We start from the raw sequence: 16,381 nt of genomic DNA, 5'->3' as shown, positions 1-16,381 counted from the left end.
TCCTTATCGCGTCTTCGGGTCGAGGGCGTTACGGACGGCTTCGCCGAGCATGATGAACGCCAGGACGGTGATGCTGAGCATGATCGACGGGTACAGCAGGATGTGCTGCGCCACCCGGATCTGGCTCGCGCCGTCGGAGATGTCCATGCCCCACGAGACCGTGGGTGCGGCGAGGCCGAGGCCCAGGTAGGACAGGGTCGCCTCGGCGGAGATGTAGACACCGAGCGAGATGGTCGCCACGACGATCACCGGGGCCATGACGTTCGGCAGGATGTGCCGGAACAGGATCCGGTTGGTGCCGGCGCCCAGCGCCCTGGCCGCCTGGACGAAGTCGGCCTGCTTGACGGTGATCACCGCCCCGCGCATCACACGGGCGATCTGGGTCCAGCCGAGGAAGGCCAGCGCCATGACGACCACCAGGGTGGAGCGCTCGGTGAACGCCTGGAGGACGACCATCGAACCGAGCAGGAAGGGCACGCCCAGGAAGATGTTGGTGAATCCGGAGAGCACCGCGTCGATCCAGCCGCCGAAGTAACCGGCGAGCATGCCGATCAGTCCGCCGAACACGGTCACCAGCAGCGTCACGCCGACGCCCACGATCACCGACGCGCGGGTGCCGTAGATGACACGCGCGTAGACACTGCGGCCCTGGCCGTCGTAGCCCAGCCAGCCGTCCGAACCGACCTTGCCCAGTTCGGGCTTGCTGAGGAAGTGGTGCACGAGGTCGCCCGTGGTGGGCGACGCGCCGGTGAACCAGCTCGGGAACGCCGTGATGACGATCAGGAGCAGGATGAGGACGGCCGAGATCAGGAAGTACCAGTTGCGGCGCAGGTCTATCCAGGCGTCGCCCCAGAGGCTGCGCGCCTTCTCGGTCTTGACGGCCTCGACGGGCTCGGCCGCGGACGTGGGGTCCTCGGGGGTGGTCGCGGTCTTGGTCATGTCAGGCATACCGGATCCTCGGGTCCAGGACCGCGTACAGCAGGTCGACGATGAGGCTCATGACGAGGTAGACGAGCACCAGGATGGTGACCAGTCCGACGAGGGTGGTGCCCTCGCGTCGGACGATCGACTCGAAGATGGTGCCGCCGATCCCCTTCACGTTGAACAGGCCTTCGGTGACGACCGCGCCACCCATCAGGGCGCCGAGGTCCGTGCCGAGGAAGGTGACGACCGGGATCAGCGAGTTGCGCATCAGGTGCACGCCCACGATGCGGCGCTTGGGCAGACCCTTGGCGACCGCGGTACGCATGTAGTCGGCGCGCAGGTTCTCCGCCATGGTCGTCCGGGTGAGCCGGGCGACGTAGGCGAGCGAGAGCGATCCGAGCACGATGCCCGGTGTGAAGAGCTCGCCCCAGGTGGCGTCGTTGGAGACGTTGGGCGAGATCCAGTCCAGCTGGAACGCGAACACCGACTTGACGAGGAAGCCGATCACGAAGACGGGCATCGAGATGATCAGCAGCGTGACGATGAGGACGATGTTGTCCGTCAGCTTGCCCGCGCGCAGACCGGCGATCATGCCGAGTCCGACGCCGAGGACGATCTCGATCACGAAGGCGATTCCGGCGAGTCGCAGGGTGACCGGGAACGCGTCGCCGAGAACGTCGGTGACGGGCCGTCCACTCGCGATCTGGTTGCCGAAGTCGAAGTGGAAGAGAATCCCCTTCATGTAATCCCAGTACTGCACCAGGATCGGCTGATCCAGCCCGAGTTGGTGTCTCATCGCCGCGAGGGTCGCCGGGTCGGCGCCCTTGTCCCCGAAGAGCCCGCGCACGGGGTCACCGGGCAGCGTGTAGACCATCAGGAAGATCAGCAGGGTTGTCCCGATGAAGACCGGGATCATCTGGAGCAGTCGCCGTACGACATAGCGCCCCATCGTGCCTCCATGTAAATCGGCAGCGGCAGCCGACGGGCCCTCCCGTGCGACGGACCTCCCCGATGGGTCGGTCCGAGGTGCGGAAGGGCCCCCCGGCCACTGCGTGCAGGCTTTGGTACAGGTCCGGTGTCAGTTCGGTCCGGTACCGGCCCGCTGACTACGTCGGTGTTACTTCTTGACCTCGACGCCGGTCAGGATCGGGTCGCCGTCCTGGGCGTAGTTGACGTTCTGGACCTTCTCCGAGTAACCGGCGTTGACCTTGTAGTACCAGAGCGGGATGGTCGGCATGTAGTCGGCCAGTTCCTTCTCGATCTGCTGGTAGGCCTTGACCGACTCGTCGAGCGAGGCGGCGGAGTCCGCGGCCTTGATCTGCGCGTCGAGCTCCTTGTTGGAGAAGCCGCCCTGGTTGCCGGCGGCGCCCGTCTTGAACAGGTCGCTGATGAAGTTGGCGTTGACGGGGTAGTCGAGCACCCAGCCACTGCGGAAGAAGGACTTGACCTCCTTCGCGTCACGCGCGTTCAGGTCGGCCTGGAAGTCCGTCTTGGAGTCGCCGACGCACTGGACGCCCGTCGCCTGCGTGATGCTGTTGCAGACGGCCTCCACCCACTCCTTGTGACCGCCGTCGGCGTTGAACTGGATGAAGACCTTGTTGTTCGGAACACCGCCACCCTCCTTGATGAGGGCCTTGGCCTTGGTCGGGTTGTAGGTGGTGACGTCACCCGCGGCGTTGGCCTGGTAGCCGAGGACGCCCTTGGCGACCCAGCCGGTCGCCGGCTCACGCGTGCCCTGGAGCACCGTCTTGGTGATGGTGTCCCGGTCGATCGCCATCGACAGGCCCTGGATGACCTTCGGGTCGACGTTCTTGAAGGTCGGCGAGTAGAAGGCGACACCCAGCGTCTGGATGGCGGAGTACGCCTTGTCCACGGCGCGGTCACCGAGGTCGGCCTTGTAGACCGGGAGGTCCTTCGGCGCGAGCTGGCGGAGCACGTCCACGTTGCCGGACTTCAGGTCCTCGTACGCGGTCTCGAGGGTGGTGTAGTTCTTGAAGATCACACCACCGTTCTTCGCCTTGTCCGGACCCTGGTAGTCGTCGTTGCGGACGACCTTGATCTGCTTCTTGTGGTCCCAGCTGACGAACTTGTACGCGCCGTTGCCGACCGGCTTCTCGCCGGCGGCCTTCGGGTCGGCGTAGAAGGACTCGGGCAGCGGCGAGAACACCGTGTAGCCGAGCTTGTAGGAGAAGTACGGCAGCGCGGAGTTCAGCTCGATGGTGAACGTGGTGTCGTCCACGACCTTCAGGCCGGACATGGCGTCGGCCTTCGGCTTGGCGCCCTCACCGTCGGGGTGCACGTCCGCGTAGCCCTTGATGTCGCTGAACCACGACGCGTTGGTCTGCGCGTTGGTGATGTTCGCGGCCCAGTTCCAGGCCTTGACGTAGGACTCCGCCGTGACGGGGGTGCCGTCGTGGAACTTCCAGCCGGCCTTCAGCTTGACGGTCCACAGCTTCGAGTCGGTGGTGTCCACGGACTCGGCGTTGACCATCACCAGCTTGCCGGACGGGTCGTAGTCCACGAGCTGCGAGAAGATCGCGTCCGTGACGATGCTGCCGTTCGACTCCATCGTGTTGGCCGGCTGCAGCGGGTTCTGCGGCTCGCCGACCTCGATGGAGAACATCCCGTTCGGGTCGACAGCGCCCTTGGCGCTTCCGCTGTCCTTGGCGTCGTCGTTGCCGCCGCCACAGGCCGTTGCGGCCAGGGCGATGATGGCCGCTCCCGCGACCCACTTGGCGCTCTTGGCACCGCGCATGGGTTTCCTCCTCATGAGTCCACTTATGACTACAAGAGGGGCACCTCTCGTCCATCCCCTCCCCTCTGAGGGTGATGGTCCTGGTGCCCCAAGTGTGCTCGTGAGTCGGCGCACTCCCCACAGTGCGTGACCCATTGACCCGAGCTCAATGGAGCCAACTATTGGGCACCGCGAGGCTGTAAACCACACTTAAAGGGTCTCGGTTTGACAACATCACTCCACCCCCTATGACCGAAATCCGGACAAACTGAGTCCAGACAGACACCCCCGAAACGGACTGTTAACACATGTTCCGGAGAGCAACGCCCGATAACCGGACACTGAAGTGACGAAAATCAATTGACGAAGGCCCGGCCTCCCACAGTGTCTGCGGGAGGCCGGGCCTCGTGTCAATGCTCCGTATCGGGTTCGATCCACACCGTGCACTCTCCGGCCAGTGGCCGAAAGTGATCGGCGATCAGAGAGTGCCCGGGGTCAGCGCTTGGCGCGCGACGCGGAGCGGCCGCGCTCCTTGGCGTCCAGGACGACCTTGCGGATACGCACGGTCTCCGGGGTCACCTCGATGCACTCGTCCTCGCGGCAGAACTCCAGGGACTGCTCCAGGGAGAGCTTGCGGGCCGGAACCACGTTCTCCGTGGTGTCGGCGGACGCCGCACGCATGTTGGTGAGCTTCTTCTCCTTGGTGATGTTGACGTCCATGTCGTCGGCGCGGGAGTTCTCGCCGATGATCATGCCCTCGTACACCTCGGTGCCGGCCTCGGTGAAGATGACACCGCGCTCCTGCAGGTTGACCATCGCGAACGGCGTGACCGAACCGGCGCGGTCGGCGACGAGCGAACCGTTGTGACGGGTGCGCAGCTCGCCGAACCACGGCTCGTGGCCCTCGAAGATGGAGTGCGCGATGCCGGTGCCGCGGGTCTGGGTGAGGAACTCCGTACGGAAGCCGATGAGGCCGCGGGACGGAACGATCCACTCCATGCGGACCCAGCCGGAGCCGTGGTTCGTCATGGTCTCCATGCGGCCCTTGCGGGTCGCCATGAGCTGGGTGATGGCGCCCAGGTGCTCGTCGGGCGAGTCGATGGTCATGCGCTCGATGGGCTCGTGCGTCTTGCCGTCGATCTGCTTGGTGACGACCTCGGGCTTGCCGACGGTCAGCTCGAAGCCCTCACGGCGCATCTGCTCGACCAGGATGGCGAGCGCGAGCTCACCACGGCCCTGGACCTCCCAGGCGTCCGGGCGCTCGGTGTCGAGGACGCGGAGCGAGACGTTACCGATCAGCTCGCGGTCCAGACGGTCCTTCACCTGGCGGGCCGTGACCTTGTGGCCCTTGCCGCCCTTGCCGACGAGCGGCGAGGTGTTGGTGCCGATGGTCATCGAGATGGCCGGCTCGTCGACCGTGATCAGCGGCAGCGCGATCGGGTTCTCGGGGTCGGCCAGCGTCTCGCCGATCATGATGTCGGCGATACCGGCGATGGCGCAGATGTCACCGGGGCCCGCGACCTCGGCCGGCTTGCGGGTGAGCGCCTCGGTCATGAGGAGCTCGGTGATGCGGACGTTCTGCTGGCTGCCGTCGCGCTTGATCCAGGTGACGGTCTGGCCCTTGCGCAGCTCACCCTGCTCGACGCGGCAGAGCGCGATACGGCCGAGGAAGTTGTCGGCGTCCAGGTTGGTGACGTGGGCCTGGAGCGGCGCGGCCTCGTCGTACTCCGGAGCCGGGACGTGCTCCAGGATGGTGTTGAAGAACGGCTCCAGGTCGACGCTGTCCGTGGGGACGGTGCCGTCCTCCGGCTTGGTCAGCGAGGCGACGCCGTCACGGGCGCAGGCGTAGACGATCGGGAACTCGATCTGGTTCTCGTCCGCGTCCAGGTCCAGGAACAGGTCGTACGTCTCGTCGACGACCTCGGCGATGCGGGAGTCGGGACGGTCCGTCTTGTTGATGCAGAGGATGACCGGCATCTTCGCGGCGAGCGCCTTGCGGAGCACGAAGCGGGTCTGCGGCAGCGGGCCCTCGGAGGCGTCGACGAGCAGGACGACCGCGTCCACCATCGACAGGCCGCGCTCGACCTCACCACCGAAGTCGGCGTGGCCGGGGGTGTCGATGATGTTGATCGTGATGGGTTCCCCGCCGGCCTTGGGGTGGTACTTCACCGCCGTGTTCTTGGCGAGGATCGTGATGCCCTTCTCACGCTCCAGGTCGTTCGAGTCCATCATGCGGTCGTCGAGGCTCTCGGCGGCGTGCGCGGCGAAGGCACCGGCCTGCTTGAGCATGGCGTCGACCAGCGTGGTCTTGCCGTGGTCGACGTGGGCGACGATGGCTACGTTACGGATGTCGTGGCGCGTGGGCATGGGTGGAATGCGCTTCTCTCGGATCGTGGGATCAGGCGTCGCAGTCGGTCTCAGGTCCTCGTACGCCCCGCCGGGCTGACACGCCACGGCTTGTCCCATGGTACGGGCCAGCCGCGCGCGGGGCTTCCCGGCCCGATCCGCGAGACCGCTCTGCCCCCAGGATTCAACGGATATTCAGCGCGGGGACCGGTCGCGGACCGGCCCACGAACGCCGAAAGCGGCCGCCGAGACCGTCCGCCGGCCCCCTCCCGCGAGCACCCGCGCGGGCCGGGACGGGGGCCCGCAGACCCCCCGGACGCGACCGTGCCCGCCGGGTCGGTCCGGCGGGCACGGTCGTGGGGGGACGAGGGGTACGAGGGGTACGAGGGCGGGTCCCCGCTACTCGGTCAGGCGGGCCGGGGCGCCCGCGGCCTTCTTGCCCTTGAACCCGATGTCCTGGTAGCGCGGCGTCCCGAAGCCGAAGGCCCCGACGTTCACGAGCTTCTTGTCGACCGCGACCAGCTGCGGGCGCTGGTAGAGCGGAATCGAACCGGCGGCGGCCCAGATCCTGGCGTCCGCCTGCTTCATCAGGTCGCGCGAGGTCTTCTCGTCCAGGGTCGCGACCGCCCGGTCGAAGAGCTGGTCGATGTAGTCGGTGCCGACCCGGGTGTAGTTCTGCTCGACGACCAGCGATCCGTCCGAGGCGGGGACGGGCTTGGCGAAGATGGGGCGGCCGTCCGTGGCGGGATAGGCGCTGACCGGCCACGAGTAGAGCGCCAGGTCGTACTCGCCGGAGGCGATGTGGTCCTTGAAGTAGCTCGCGTCGGAGACCTTGGTGATCACCGTGGAGATGCCGACGGAGTCGAGCATCGCCGCGATCTTCTCGCCGACCTTGCGCAGGGCCGCCGACTCCGCCCCCGAGGGGAGCACGAACCGGAGGCTCAGCGTCTTTCCGTCCTTGCCGATCCGGCTGCGTACCGCCGCGTGCCGGGCCGGTGCGGCGGGCCGCGCCGGGGCGGCGGTGCCCACGGGGGCGTACAGACCGGGGGCTCCCCCGGCCTTGCGGTCGCGGAGGGAGACCTGGGCGGCGGAGTCGTCGTCGCCCGGCTTGTTGTCGTCCCCGACGATGTAGCGCCCGGCGTTCCCGGCGTCGGCCTTCTCGTCGGCGGCGGCCTTGTCGGCGGTGGACGCCCCGGTGGAGGACGTTCCGGTGGACGCCCCGGTGGAGGGCGTCCCGTCGGCGCTGTCGGTGCTGCTGCCGGTGCTGCCGGTGCCGGTCTTCGCGGTGCTCGCCGCGTCGGCCTCCGTGTCGGTCTTCGCGGCTTCCGTGGCTTCCGCGCCCGCCGCCCCGTCCGACGCCCCCTCCGACGCGTCCGCGTCCGCCTCCTCGTCCGCGTCCGCCGAGGCGGAGGCCTTCGCCTTCGTCCCGGCCTCGCTGCCGGCCTCGGTGCCCTTGGGCTTCCGGGCGCCGCCGCCCGGGGTCCAGCCCGCGTCCGCGAGCAGGGCCAGGGCCTCCGCGGTGTCCTGGTCGCCGATGGCGCCGCTGCTGTCCGTGTATCCGGGCTGGCCGAGCATCGCGAGGTGGCTGCCGAGCGGCTCGGCGGGCAGCCCCAGCGGCTTCAGGACGGAGTCGGCGATCTCCTGGCGGTCGATCGCGCGGGCCACCGCCCGCCGCACCCGTTCGTCGGCCAGCGGGCCGGACTCCCCGTTGAGCGCCAGCTGCGTGTAGGCGGGCTCCAGGGACTTGCGTACGACGTAGGAGCGCAGGCCCGCCTGCTCGGCCTCGTACGCCTCCGCCGCCTCCTTGGTCTTCTCCCGGGCCGCCTGAGCGATCTCGGCCGCCTCCTCGTCCGAACCGTGCGCGAGCGCCCAGGAGCGCAGGGCGGCGGCGGGGGTGAGGTCGGCCTGGGGGCCGTGGGTGAGCGGGCGGCCGTTGCGGCCGTCGTCGCGGGAGGCGAGGCGGATGCGCTGCGCGTCGCTCCCGTCGATGTCGGCCACGTCCACCGTGCCCTCGGCGAGCGCCTCGCCCCGGTCCTTGGGGGCGACCGCGCGGAAGACGATCTTCTCCAGCTTCGCCGTGCCGCCCCACCAGCGGGGGTCGCGGACGAGGGTGACGGTCTTGGCGTCCTTGTCCACGGAGCGGAGCTTGAACGGTCCGGCGGTGTTCTTCAGGGTGGTGCGGGCCCCGTCGTTGAAGGAGGCCGGGGAGCCCATGACCTCCTTGGGGTACAGCGGCGAGAAGAGCGAGCGCCAGTCGCCGTACGGCTTCGAGAAGGTGACCCGGACCTGGAGGTCGTCGTGGCCGCGTTCGATCTTCTCGATCCGCTCGTACCCGGCGTTGCGCGCGGTCCAGTAGGCGGAGTCCTTGCCGCTCAGCGCACGCCACTGGGCGACGAAGTCCGGGGCGCCGATCTCGCGGCCGTCGCTCCACACCGCGCGCTGGTTGAGCTTGTAGAGGACGACCTGCTTCGGTTCCCGGTCGATGACCTTCGCGGACTCCAGGTAGTCCGGGTTGAGCTTCGGCTGTCCCGTCGCGTCGAGCGGGAAGAGGTTCGGCAGGAGCGCGCCGGTGACCCGGGTGGTGGAGCTGTCCGCGTCCGCCTGGAAGGTGTTGAGGGTGGCGGGCACCGCGTCGACGGCCCAGTTCAGGCTGGATCCCTGGGCGATCGCGCCGCGGGCGGCCGGGGCGATGTCCTGGGGGACGCCGAGGACCGCCTTCTCGTCTCCGGAGCCGCAGCCGGCCAGTGCCGGGATGGTGAGCACACCCGCGGTGAACAGCGCGAGGGTGCGGCGCTTGCGGGCGGTCCCGCGCGGGACGCCGACGTGGGACATGGCTGGTACCTCCGGGGCCGGAACGGACCACCCCGTACCGGAATGGACCGGATGACAGTTACCTGACGATCTGATGGCATTAGCGGTTGATCACACCGCTGACGCCTCCCCACTGAAAGCGCCTGCGCGCGTGGGTCGTCACCGACACGTCGGCAGGCCGGGAAACCTCACCCGCGCGGGGGCACCGGAGTGCGCCGTCCGGGGTCCCGCCGGGCTCCGGACGCACCCGTGCCCCGGGGGTCCGGCGGGTTTCGCCGGGTCCGGGGCACGGAGGGGGCCCGTACCGGCCGTACGCGGGAGGTGGCGCGTCGCGGCCGGTGTGCGGGGAGGGATCAGCCGAGGAGCTTGATGATCTCCGCGGTGGTGGCGGTCTCGCCGAGGCGCGGGAAGATCTTCTCGACCGAGTTGGCGTGCGAGTCGGCGTCCATGTCGCTGATCGCGTCGGTCACGACGGTGACGTTGTAGCCGTACTCGCTGGCGAAACGGGCGGTGGACTCGACACCGATGCTGGTGGCGACACCGAGCAGCACGATCTGGGTGATGCCGCGGCGGCGGAGCTGGAGGTCCAGGTCGGTGCCGTAGAAGGCGCCCCACTGCTGCTTGGTGACGACGATGTCGCTGTCCTGGCGGCCGAGGCCGGGGACCAGGTCGGCCCAGTCGGCCGGCGGCCGGCCGCCGCCGTGGCCGGCCTCGGTGCGGCCCGGGGCACCGCCGGTGACGCGGACCAGCACGACCGGCAGGTCCTTGGCGCGGAAGGCCGCGGAGAGCTCGGCGGCCTTGGCGACGATCTCGTCACCCGAGTGGATGATCGGGAGCTCCAGGATGCCCTTCTGCAGGTCGATGACGACGAGCGCGGTCTTCGCGTCGAGGGTGGTGGTCATGGGACGTACTCCTTGCTGTGTGGTCCGGCCCGCTGGTACGGGGCCGGGATGGTGCGGTCTCAGGTCGTGTCCGGCCCGCCCCACGGGAAGGGGCGGACACGGCCTGCGTGGGGGGTGTGGTCTTCAGTGCGCCTGCGGGGTGCGCAGCGCCCGGTCCGTGAGGGTCAGGCCGATCAGCAATACCCCGAGTCCGGCGGCGATCCACGCCATGAGGTGCAGACCGGCGTCCGTGGCGGCCTGGCCGTAGGCGAGGGCGATCATGCTGGAGGCGGTGATCGCGCCGATGTACTGCGCGGTGCGCTGGAGCCCGGCCGCCGAGCCGATGGACTCGGCCGGGGCGAACTGGGCGACCGCCGCCTGGTTGCTCGTACCGATCAGCCCCTGCGGGATGCCGAAGCAGGCGCCCGCGAGCAGGAGCAGGACGAGCGGGGAGTCCCCGGTGAGGAAGACCAGGACCACCGAACCGACGGTGAGCAGCAGGCAGGCCAGCGTGAGCGGCCCCCGGATGCCCTTCGTACGGGCTCCGAGGAGCGAGCAGGCCAGGGCGGCGACGGACATGGGGAGCATCAGCAGACCGGTCTCGCCGGAGGAGAACCCGCGGACCTCTTCGAGCCACTGCGTCAGTCCGTACATCACGCAGTAGACGAGCAGGTAGCCGAGGCCGTGCCGCAGGTACGTACGGGTGAGCGCGCCGTTGGAGACGAGCACCCGCAGGTCGATGAAGGGCTTGGGGGTCCGCAGCTGCCACCGGATCAGCACGGCGCCGACCACCACGAAGGGCAGCAGCAGCCACCAGTTCGGGTGGGCCAGGTCGAGCAGGAAGAAGGCGAGCAGCGTGAGGGCGGTGGAGAAGAGGCCGATGCCGAGCGGGTCGATGTCGGTCTTCGGACGGCTGCCGTCGGCGGCGCGCACGCGGGGCCGGTCGGCCGGGATCCACCAGAGCGCGGTGACGAGCGCGATCAGCGCGACGGGCACGTTGACCGCGAAGATGCCCCGCCAGCCGACGAGCATCACCAGCACGCCGCCGAGCGTCGGGCCGACGGCGGTGCTGCCGACCGCGGCGAACGAGAGCCGGGCGAGGACCGGGCGCGGCGGGGTACGGCCGACCCGGAGGCCCTCGTAGCGGAGGATCGACATCGAGGCCGGGTAGGCGGCGGCGCTGCCGATGCCCAGCAGCAGCCGGGAGACGAGCAGCCAGGTGAAGGAGAGGGCGAAGGCGCCGACCAGGCCGGAGATCAGGACCACGACCAGACCGGCGATGAAGACCCGGCGCGGACCGATGGAGTCGGCGAGTTTGCCGAGCACCGGCTGCGCGACGGCGCTGGTGAGGTAGAGGACGGAGATCAGCCAGGCGGTACCGGCCGCGCCGACGTGATAGCTGTGCCCGATCGCGACCAGGGCGGTCGAGATCATGGTGGTGTTGAGCGGGTTGACCAGCGAACCGATCAGCAGGGGCGCCGTGAGGCGGCCGCCGAAGCCCGGCTGCTCGGGGGCCGGGGAGGCGCTGCCCGCGCTCCCGGCCGGGGCGGCGGGACCGGGAATTCCGGTCGCCGCCGCGGGTATGAGCGGTGGGGTCGCGGCCTGTGTGCCGCGCACCGCGCTCACTGCTCCACCAGCCGGTTGAGGAGGGTGACGGCCGTCGCGACGGTCTGCCGCTCGGACTCGTCCATCTCCGCGCCGAGCGCCTCGGCCAGCCAGTCGTGCTTGGCGGCCCGGACGCCGGCGAGCGTGGCCCGGCCGGCCTCGTTGACGGAGACGAGCGACTTGCGCCCGTCCTCGGGGTCGGGGGCCCGGTCGACCAGATCCTGGCTCTCCAGCGCGGCGAGCGTCAGCCGCATGGACTGCGGGCGTACGTACTCCGCCCGCGCGAGGGCCGCCGTGGTGGCGGGCCCTTCGCTCTCCAGCCGGGCCAGCACGGACCGCTGCGACGGGGTGAGCAGGCTCTCGGCGGACTCGGTGCGCAGCTTGCGGAGCAGCCGGCTCACCACCGCCGCGAGCCGCACGGCCACCACGTCCGGTGCGGGGTCGTCCGCGGGGGGCGTGGCAGGCTGCGTGGCTGAGGTTTCGGTCGTATCGGGCATTTCTCCACCGTAGAAGATGTGCAGACCATCTTGCAAGTTTGCCTGTCCATCTTGCCGGGTCGCTGGAAGTCCCGGACCTCCGGGGCATGGCGCCACGCGGAGACCCCGGCCCCCAGGGGTGCGACACCCCCCGGACGTTCCGGGGTGCGCACCCCCGGCCGCACTGCCCGCTTCGGGTGATGTCCGGAACGTCACCTTGTGCCTCCGCACCCCCGCGATCTAGGGTGAATGCGCTTTCATCGCGCGTTTTCCGATCATGCACATTCCGACCGTGCACACCCCGGCCCCGCGCGGTGCGGCATCCCAGGCAGACAGCCGGCGCACGCCTCGGGCATGTGGCCGCGAACGAAGAAGCGGACGGTCCCGGTCGAGTGAGCGCCCCCACGGTGTACGACGTCGCGGAGCGATCCGGCGTCTCCATCGCCACGGTCTCCCGTGTGTACCGCACCCCGGACTCGGTCCGGCCCCAGACCCGGGAGCGGGTCCTGGCGGCGGCCCGGGAGCTGGGTTACGTACCGAGCGGGAACGCCCGGGGCCTGGCCAGCCGCACCACGGGCGTGCTCGGGCTCTGCTTCCCCGACTACGCCGACCCGGACGCCGAGACGGCGGCGGCCCTCAGCGACGGCGACGACGACAACGCCGTGATGCTCTACTCCGACCAGATCATCCGGGGCATGGAACGGGCCGCCCGCCGGCACGGTTACGCCCTGCTGATCGCCGCCTCGCTGGACGGCGGGCCCGAGAGCCTGGTGGCGAAGGTCGCGGGACGGGTCGACGGCTTCGCCGTCCTCGCGCGGACCGTGCCGACCGAGGACCTCGACGTCATCTCGCGCCGCCTCCCGGTCGTGATGCTCGCCGGCCCCCGCGAGATAGACCACCTCGACCACGTGGAGGTCGCCAACCGGGACGGCGAACGCGAACTCGCCCGGCACCTCATCGACGACCACGGGCTGCGCCGCCTGGTCTTCGTCGGCGGCGAGGCGGACTCCCCCGACGCGGAGGCCCGGTTCGACGGCTTCCGGCAGGCGTGCCGGGAGGCCGGGCTGCCCGTACCGGACCAGCCCGAGCTGCGCGTCGCGATGATGACCCAGGCGGAGGGCGCCCGCGCCGCCGAGGTCCTGCTCGACCGCGCGGACGAGGCCGGGGCCGTCCGGCCCGAGGCGATGCTCTTCGCCAACGACCAGATGGCCGTGGGGGCCCTGCAGGCGCTGGAGCGCCGGGGGGTGCGGGTACCGGAGGACATCGCGGTGACCGGCTTCGACGGCATCCCGCTGAGCCGTCTCGTACGCCCGGCCCTGACCACGGTCCGCCAGCCCATCCGGCGGCTCGGCGAGGAGGCGGCGGAGCTGCTGGTGAAGCGCCTCGGCGACCGCGACCGCGATCCGGTCTCGGTGGAGCTCCCGGTGGCCCTGGCCCGCCGCGAGAGCTGCGGCTGCGGGTAGCGCGGGGGCGGGGCGGCGGGGCCGCGAGCGGGGCGGGCGGGGGCGCGAGGCGCACTCCCGCCGACTCGCCGACTCGCCGTCTCGCCGTTTCGCACTCCCGCCGACTCGCCGTCCCGCCGTCTCGCCGTTTCGCCGTCCCGCCGTCCCGCCGTCCCGCCGTCTCGCCGTTCGGGAACCGTGAAGCCCGTGGACGCCCGGTACGGCGGGTGCCATGATCGCGCCGTCGGCCGGGCACGGGTTCCGGCACGCCTGGGGGGATCATGAAGTTCTACGTGGGCATACCGCTCGTCGCACTCGCTCTGGTCATCGGCGCTTCGGGCATCGCCGCGGTCGCGCGCGGCTGGGTGCTCCCCTTCAACCGGGGCCGGGTCCGCAACGTCCGCCTCTTCGGCTGGGGCCAGACACTGGTGGCCCTCTCGCTGCTCGGGCAGGGTGCCTTCCTGCTGCTCCTGGGCGGCACGTCCAGGGCCCTCCCGCCGGTCTACCCGGTCTGGAACCTGGTCCTGCTGGCAGGGATCGCCCTGATGGGCGTGAGCCAGCGGGCGGGCGGTGTCCGCCGGGGCCGGTGACGCGGCCCCTTCCCGTGCGGCGCCTCACTCCCCGGGGCCGGTGACGCGGCCCCCCTCCCGCGCGGCGCCTCACTCCCCGAGGTGCTCGCGGAAGAACCGTGCGCGGTGCGCGCGCAGTCCGCGGACCTCCTCCGCGATGCCCCGGTACACGAAGTGCCCCGCGGTCAGCACCCGGAGCTCCCGCACCCCGGCCAGCGCGTTGTACACGGCGAACTGGCCCGGCGGCGGTACGGCGGGGTCGAACAGGGCCGCCGCGACGAGCGTCGGCAGGGTCAGCCGGGTCGCCGCCGTCGCCGCGTCGAAGTAGGCCAGCACCTCGGCGACTTCGGGGTGCTCCCGGTGGTGGGCGCGTACCGCCTCGCCGCTTCCGGTGCACGGGAGCGTGAGGCGCAGCGGGTGGTTGCCGAAGGTCGGCACGGTGAGCTGGGCGGCGCCGAACCGCTCGTCCCAGGGCAGCGCGAGGGCGCCGAGCCCGCCGCCGAAGCTCTCGCCGAGGTAGCCGAGGCGCGGCGCTCCCGGCAGCTCCAGCTCCGGTACGAGCGCGAGCAGCGCGGAGGCGGCGCACCAGAGGTCGGCCACGCACCCGCCGAGGACGTACGTGTCGCGGGCGCCGATGCCGGTGAGGACGTGCGCGTCCGCGGTGTCGGGGATGCCCGGGACGAGCCCCCGGGTGCCCATCCCTCGTACACAGGGCAGGATCGCCGCCGCCCCGGGCAGCGGGAGCGGCAGGTCGGGGCCGGGCCGGTCGCGCCCGCCGTAGCCGTGCCCGACGACGAAGCCGTACCGGGCTTCGCCCACGCCCCCGGGCGAAGACGCGTCCTGCGGGAGGGCGACCCAGCCGCCCAGCCGCACCCCGCCGACCGAGGTGTACGTCACCCCGTGGACGCGTACTCCGTCCCGCTCCTCCTCCACCGGGCCGAGCTCAGGCGCGGTGTCGACCGCGATGGCTTCCTCGTACCGGCCGCGCCAGAACGCCTCGAAGTCCTCGGGGGCGGCGGGGGCGGGGACGCCCAACAGGGTTGCGCGGGTGTGGCCGTGGCGCGGGTCGAAGGGGAACGCGTGGGCAGGTGAGGGCATACGCCCGACAGTACGACCCGCCCGCACGGACCCGGCCACCCCCCTCAAGCCTGACTAATCGGTCACAAGGTTTCATCTTTCGCATACATGGCGCTTACCTTCGAAAGCCGCAGCTTCCTCATGTCCGGGACTTTGCCGGAATGTGACGCAGAACCCTCTTGCGGATTTCTGAGCGTGTGTCGCAAAGTGATGTATGCGCTTACAGGCAGCGCATACATTCGGATTGCTCAAGGAGGAGCCCTCCATGCCCCGCACCGCCAGAATCACCGTCTCCGCCGGGATAGCGGCCGCTCTCGCCTTCGGCATCACCGCTTGTGGCGGCTCCGGAAGCGGCTCCGTCGCCGCCGACAAGAAGCAGACGCTGACCGTCTGGGCCATGGGTGCCGAGGGTGAGAAGCTCGCCGACGTCGCCAAGGTCTACGAGAAGGCCCACCCGAACGTCACGGTGAAGGTGACTCCGGTCGGCTGGGACGTCGCCCACCAGAAGCTGGTCTCCGCGGCTGCCGCCGGCACCATGCCGGACGTGGCCCAGATGGGCGGCAGTTACATGGGCGAGTTCTCCGACCTCGGTGTGCTGGAGCCGGTCGACACCAAGACCTTCGCCGAGAAGGACTACTTCCCGGCGGGCTGGAGCCAGGGCGAGGTGGACGGCACCGCCTACGGCGTGCCGTGGTACGTCGACACCCGCGTCCTCTACTACCGCACCGACCTGGCGAAGAAGGCCGGCATCACCAAGGCTCCGACCACCTGGAAGGAGATGCAGGCCCTCGCCACCGCGTACCAGAAGGACGCGGGCACCAAGTGGGGCCTCTCCATCCAGCCCAGCGGTCTGGACACGGTGCAGAACTTCTACCCGTTCCTGTACTCGGCCGGCGGCGACATCATCGACGACAAGGGCAAGGTCGTCATCGACAGCCCCGCCGCCGTCAAGGCGCTGAAGGAGTACGGCTCCTACTTCGACAAGGGCCTCTCCAACAAGTCGGTGCAGCCCGGCTACGACGTGGTGAAGGACTTCGGCAACGGCCGCGTCCCGATGTTCTTCGGCGGTCCGTGGCACGTGACCCTCCTCAACGAGGGCCAGCCGCAGCTGAAGGGCAAGTGGGCCGTGGCGAACGTACCGGCCGACGCCTCCTCCACCTCGATGGCGGGCGGCTCCTCCCTGGTGATCTCCAAGGACAGCGAGCACAAGGCCGCGGCCACCGAGTTCATCAAGTACCTGACCGGCACCGAGGGCCAGGCCGACTGGTACAAGCGCACCAAGGACCTGCCGGCGAACACGAACGCGTGGACCTCCGGCACCCTCGCCGACGACGCCGACCTCCAGGTCTTCAAGAAGCAGATGGACACCGCCAAGGCGTCCCCGACCCTCTCGAACCTGACGGAGATCACCGACAAGGTCGACCAGGCCATCGCCAAGGTGACCCAGGGCAAGGCTTCGGCCGAGGACGCGCTGAAGACCGCGCAGTCCCAGATCGAAAGCCTCGTGAAGTAGGAG

General features: G+C 70.2%; 12 protein-coding genes. 3 read left to right on the top strand and 9 right to left on the bottom strand.

From position 1 onward, the window contains the following. Positions 1-3: 3 nt before the first annotated feature. The 8 genes from ACWCWD_RS30020 to ACWCWD_RS29985 form a co-directional block, all read right to left on the bottom strand. A complete protein-coding gene (locus ACWCWD_RS30020; RefSeq protein WP_450777593.1) occupies positions 4-948 on the bottom strand; it encodes an ABC transporter permease subunit in 945 nt (314 codons plus the stop codon). Further along, complete coding sequence (locus ACWCWD_RS30015; protein ID WP_390963509.1) at positions 941-1,873, bottom strand: ABC transporter permease; 933 nt, start codon at positions 1,871-1,873, stop codon at positions 941-943. Before ACWCWD_RS30015 ends, ACWCWD_RS30020 begins: the two co-directional genes overlap by 8 nt. Before the next feature lie 168 nt (positions 1,874-2,041). Then, positions 2,042-3,679 (bottom strand): peptide ABC transporter substrate-binding protein, encoded by a 1,638-nt coding sequence (locus tag ACWCWD_RS30010; RefSeq protein ID WP_450777591.1) that lies wholly within the window; start codon positions 3,677-3,679, stop codon positions 2,042-2,044. Between the two features lie 474 nt (positions 3,680-4,153). Continuing rightward, positions 4,154-6,025 carry a translational GTPase TypA gene (typA, locus tag ACWCWD_RS30005; protein WP_450777589.1) on the bottom strand — a complete coding sequence of 624 codons (1,872 nt, stop codon included), beginning with the start codon at positions 6,023-6,025 and terminating at the stop codon, positions 4,154-4,156. A gap of 378 nt (positions 6,026-6,403) precedes the next feature. After that, positions 6,404-8,836 carry an ABC transporter family substrate-binding protein gene (locus ACWCWD_RS30000; protein WP_450777587.1) on the bottom strand — a complete coding sequence of 811 codons (2,433 nt, stop codon included), beginning with the start codon at positions 8,834-8,836 and terminating at the stop codon, positions 6,404-6,406. Between the two features lie 332 nt (positions 8,837-9,168). Beyond that, a complete protein-coding gene (locus tag ACWCWD_RS29995) occupies positions 9,169-9,717 on the bottom strand; it encodes an isochorismatase family protein (RefSeq protein ID WP_450777585.1) in 549 nt (182 codons plus the stop codon). Positions 9,718-9,840: 123 nt separating this feature from the next. Beyond that, a complete protein-coding gene (locus tag ACWCWD_RS29990) occupies positions 9,841-11,259 on the bottom strand; it encodes an MFS transporter (protein ID WP_450777636.1) in 1,419 nt (472 codons plus the stop codon). 59 nt (positions 11,260-11,318) lie between these two features. Continuing rightward, entirely contained in the window at positions 11,319-11,798 is a 480-nt protein-coding gene (locus ACWCWD_RS29985) for a MarR family winged helix-turn-helix transcriptional regulator (RefSeq protein ID WP_450777583.1), read from the bottom strand. Positions 11,799-12,169: 371 nt separating this feature from the next. On the opposite strand from ACWCWD_RS29985, the gene ACWCWD_RS29980 reads away from it, so the two are divergent. Next, positions 12,170-13,240: a LacI family DNA-binding transcriptional regulator gene (locus ACWCWD_RS29980; RefSeq protein WP_450777581.1), complete on the top strand. Its 1,071-nt coding sequence runs from the start codon at positions 12,170-12,172 to the stop codon at positions 13,238-13,240. Between the two features lie 260 nt (positions 13,241-13,500). Next, positions 13,501-13,809, top strand: a complete 309-nt coding sequence (locus tag ACWCWD_RS29975; RefSeq protein ID WP_450777579.1) for a hypothetical protein — start codon at positions 13,501-13,503, stop codon at positions 13,807-13,809. Between the two features lie 69 nt (positions 13,810-13,878). Here ACWCWD_RS29975 and ACWCWD_RS29970 read toward each other — a convergent pair whose 3' ends face one another. Continuing rightward, complete coding sequence (locus ACWCWD_RS29970) at positions 13,879-14,886, bottom strand: acetylxylan esterase (RefSeq protein ID WP_450777577.1); 1,008 nt, start codon at positions 14,884-14,886, stop codon at positions 13,879-13,881. 244 nt (positions 14,887-15,130) lie between these two features. Between ACWCWD_RS29970 and ACWCWD_RS29965 the strand changes: the two genes are divergently transcribed. Beyond that, positions 15,131-16,378 carry a sugar ABC transporter substrate-binding protein gene (locus tag ACWCWD_RS29965; protein ID WP_450777575.1) on the top strand — a complete coding sequence of 416 codons (1,248 nt, stop codon included), beginning with the start codon at positions 15,131-15,133 and terminating at the stop codon, positions 16,376-16,378. The last annotated feature ends 3 nt before the right edge of the window (positions 16,379-16,381 follow it).

It is taken from the genome of Streptomyces sp. NPDC001493, from assembly GCF_053597235.1.
The sequence above is the reverse complement of the archived record's forward strand: the minus strand, read 5'-3'. Positions and strand labels throughout refer to the sequence as shown.

What these genes read in the sequence shown, in the direction of transcription:
- ACWCWD_RS30010 (WP_450777591.1), bottom strand. Translation starts at nt 3,679, where the DNA reads ATGCGCGGTGCCAAGAGCGCCAAGTGGGTCGCGGGAGCGGCCATCATC.
- ACWCWD_RS29995 (WP_450777585.1), bottom strand. Translation starts at nt 9,717, where the DNA reads ATGACCACCACCCTCGACGCGAAGACCGCGCTCGTCGTCATCGACCTG.
- ACWCWD_RS30015 (WP_390963509.1), bottom strand. Translation starts at nt 1,873, where the DNA reads ATGGGGCGCTATGTCGTACGGCGACTGCTCCAGATGATCCCGGTCTTC.
- ACWCWD_RS29985 (WP_450777583.1), bottom strand. Translation starts at nt 11,798, where the DNA reads ATGCCCGATACGACCGAAACCTCAGCCACGCAGCCTGCCACGCCCCCC.
- ACWCWD_RS30000 (WP_450777587.1), bottom strand. Translation starts at nt 8,836, where the DNA reads ATGTCCCACGTCGGCGTCCCGCGCGGGACCGCCCGCAAGCGCCGCACC.
- ACWCWD_RS29970 (WP_450777577.1), bottom strand. Translation starts at nt 14,886, where the DNA reads ATGCCCTCACCTGCCCACGCGTTCCCCTTCGACCCGCGCCACGGCCAC.
- ACWCWD_RS29965 (WP_450777575.1), top strand. Translation starts at nt 15,131, where the DNA reads ATGCCCCGCACCGCCAGAATCACCGTCTCCGCCGGGATAGCGGCCGCT.
- ACWCWD_RS29975 (WP_450777579.1), top strand. Translation starts at nt 13,501, where the DNA reads ATGAAGTTCTACGTGGGCATACCGCTCGTCGCACTCGCTCTGGTCATC.
- typA (WP_450777589.1), bottom strand. Translation starts at nt 6,025, where the DNA reads ATGCCCACGCGCCACGACATCCGTAACGTAGCCATCGTCGCCCACGTC.
- ACWCWD_RS30020 (WP_450777593.1), bottom strand. Translation starts at nt 948, where the DNA reads ATGCCTGACATGACCAAGACCGCGACCACCCCCGAGGACCCCACGTCC.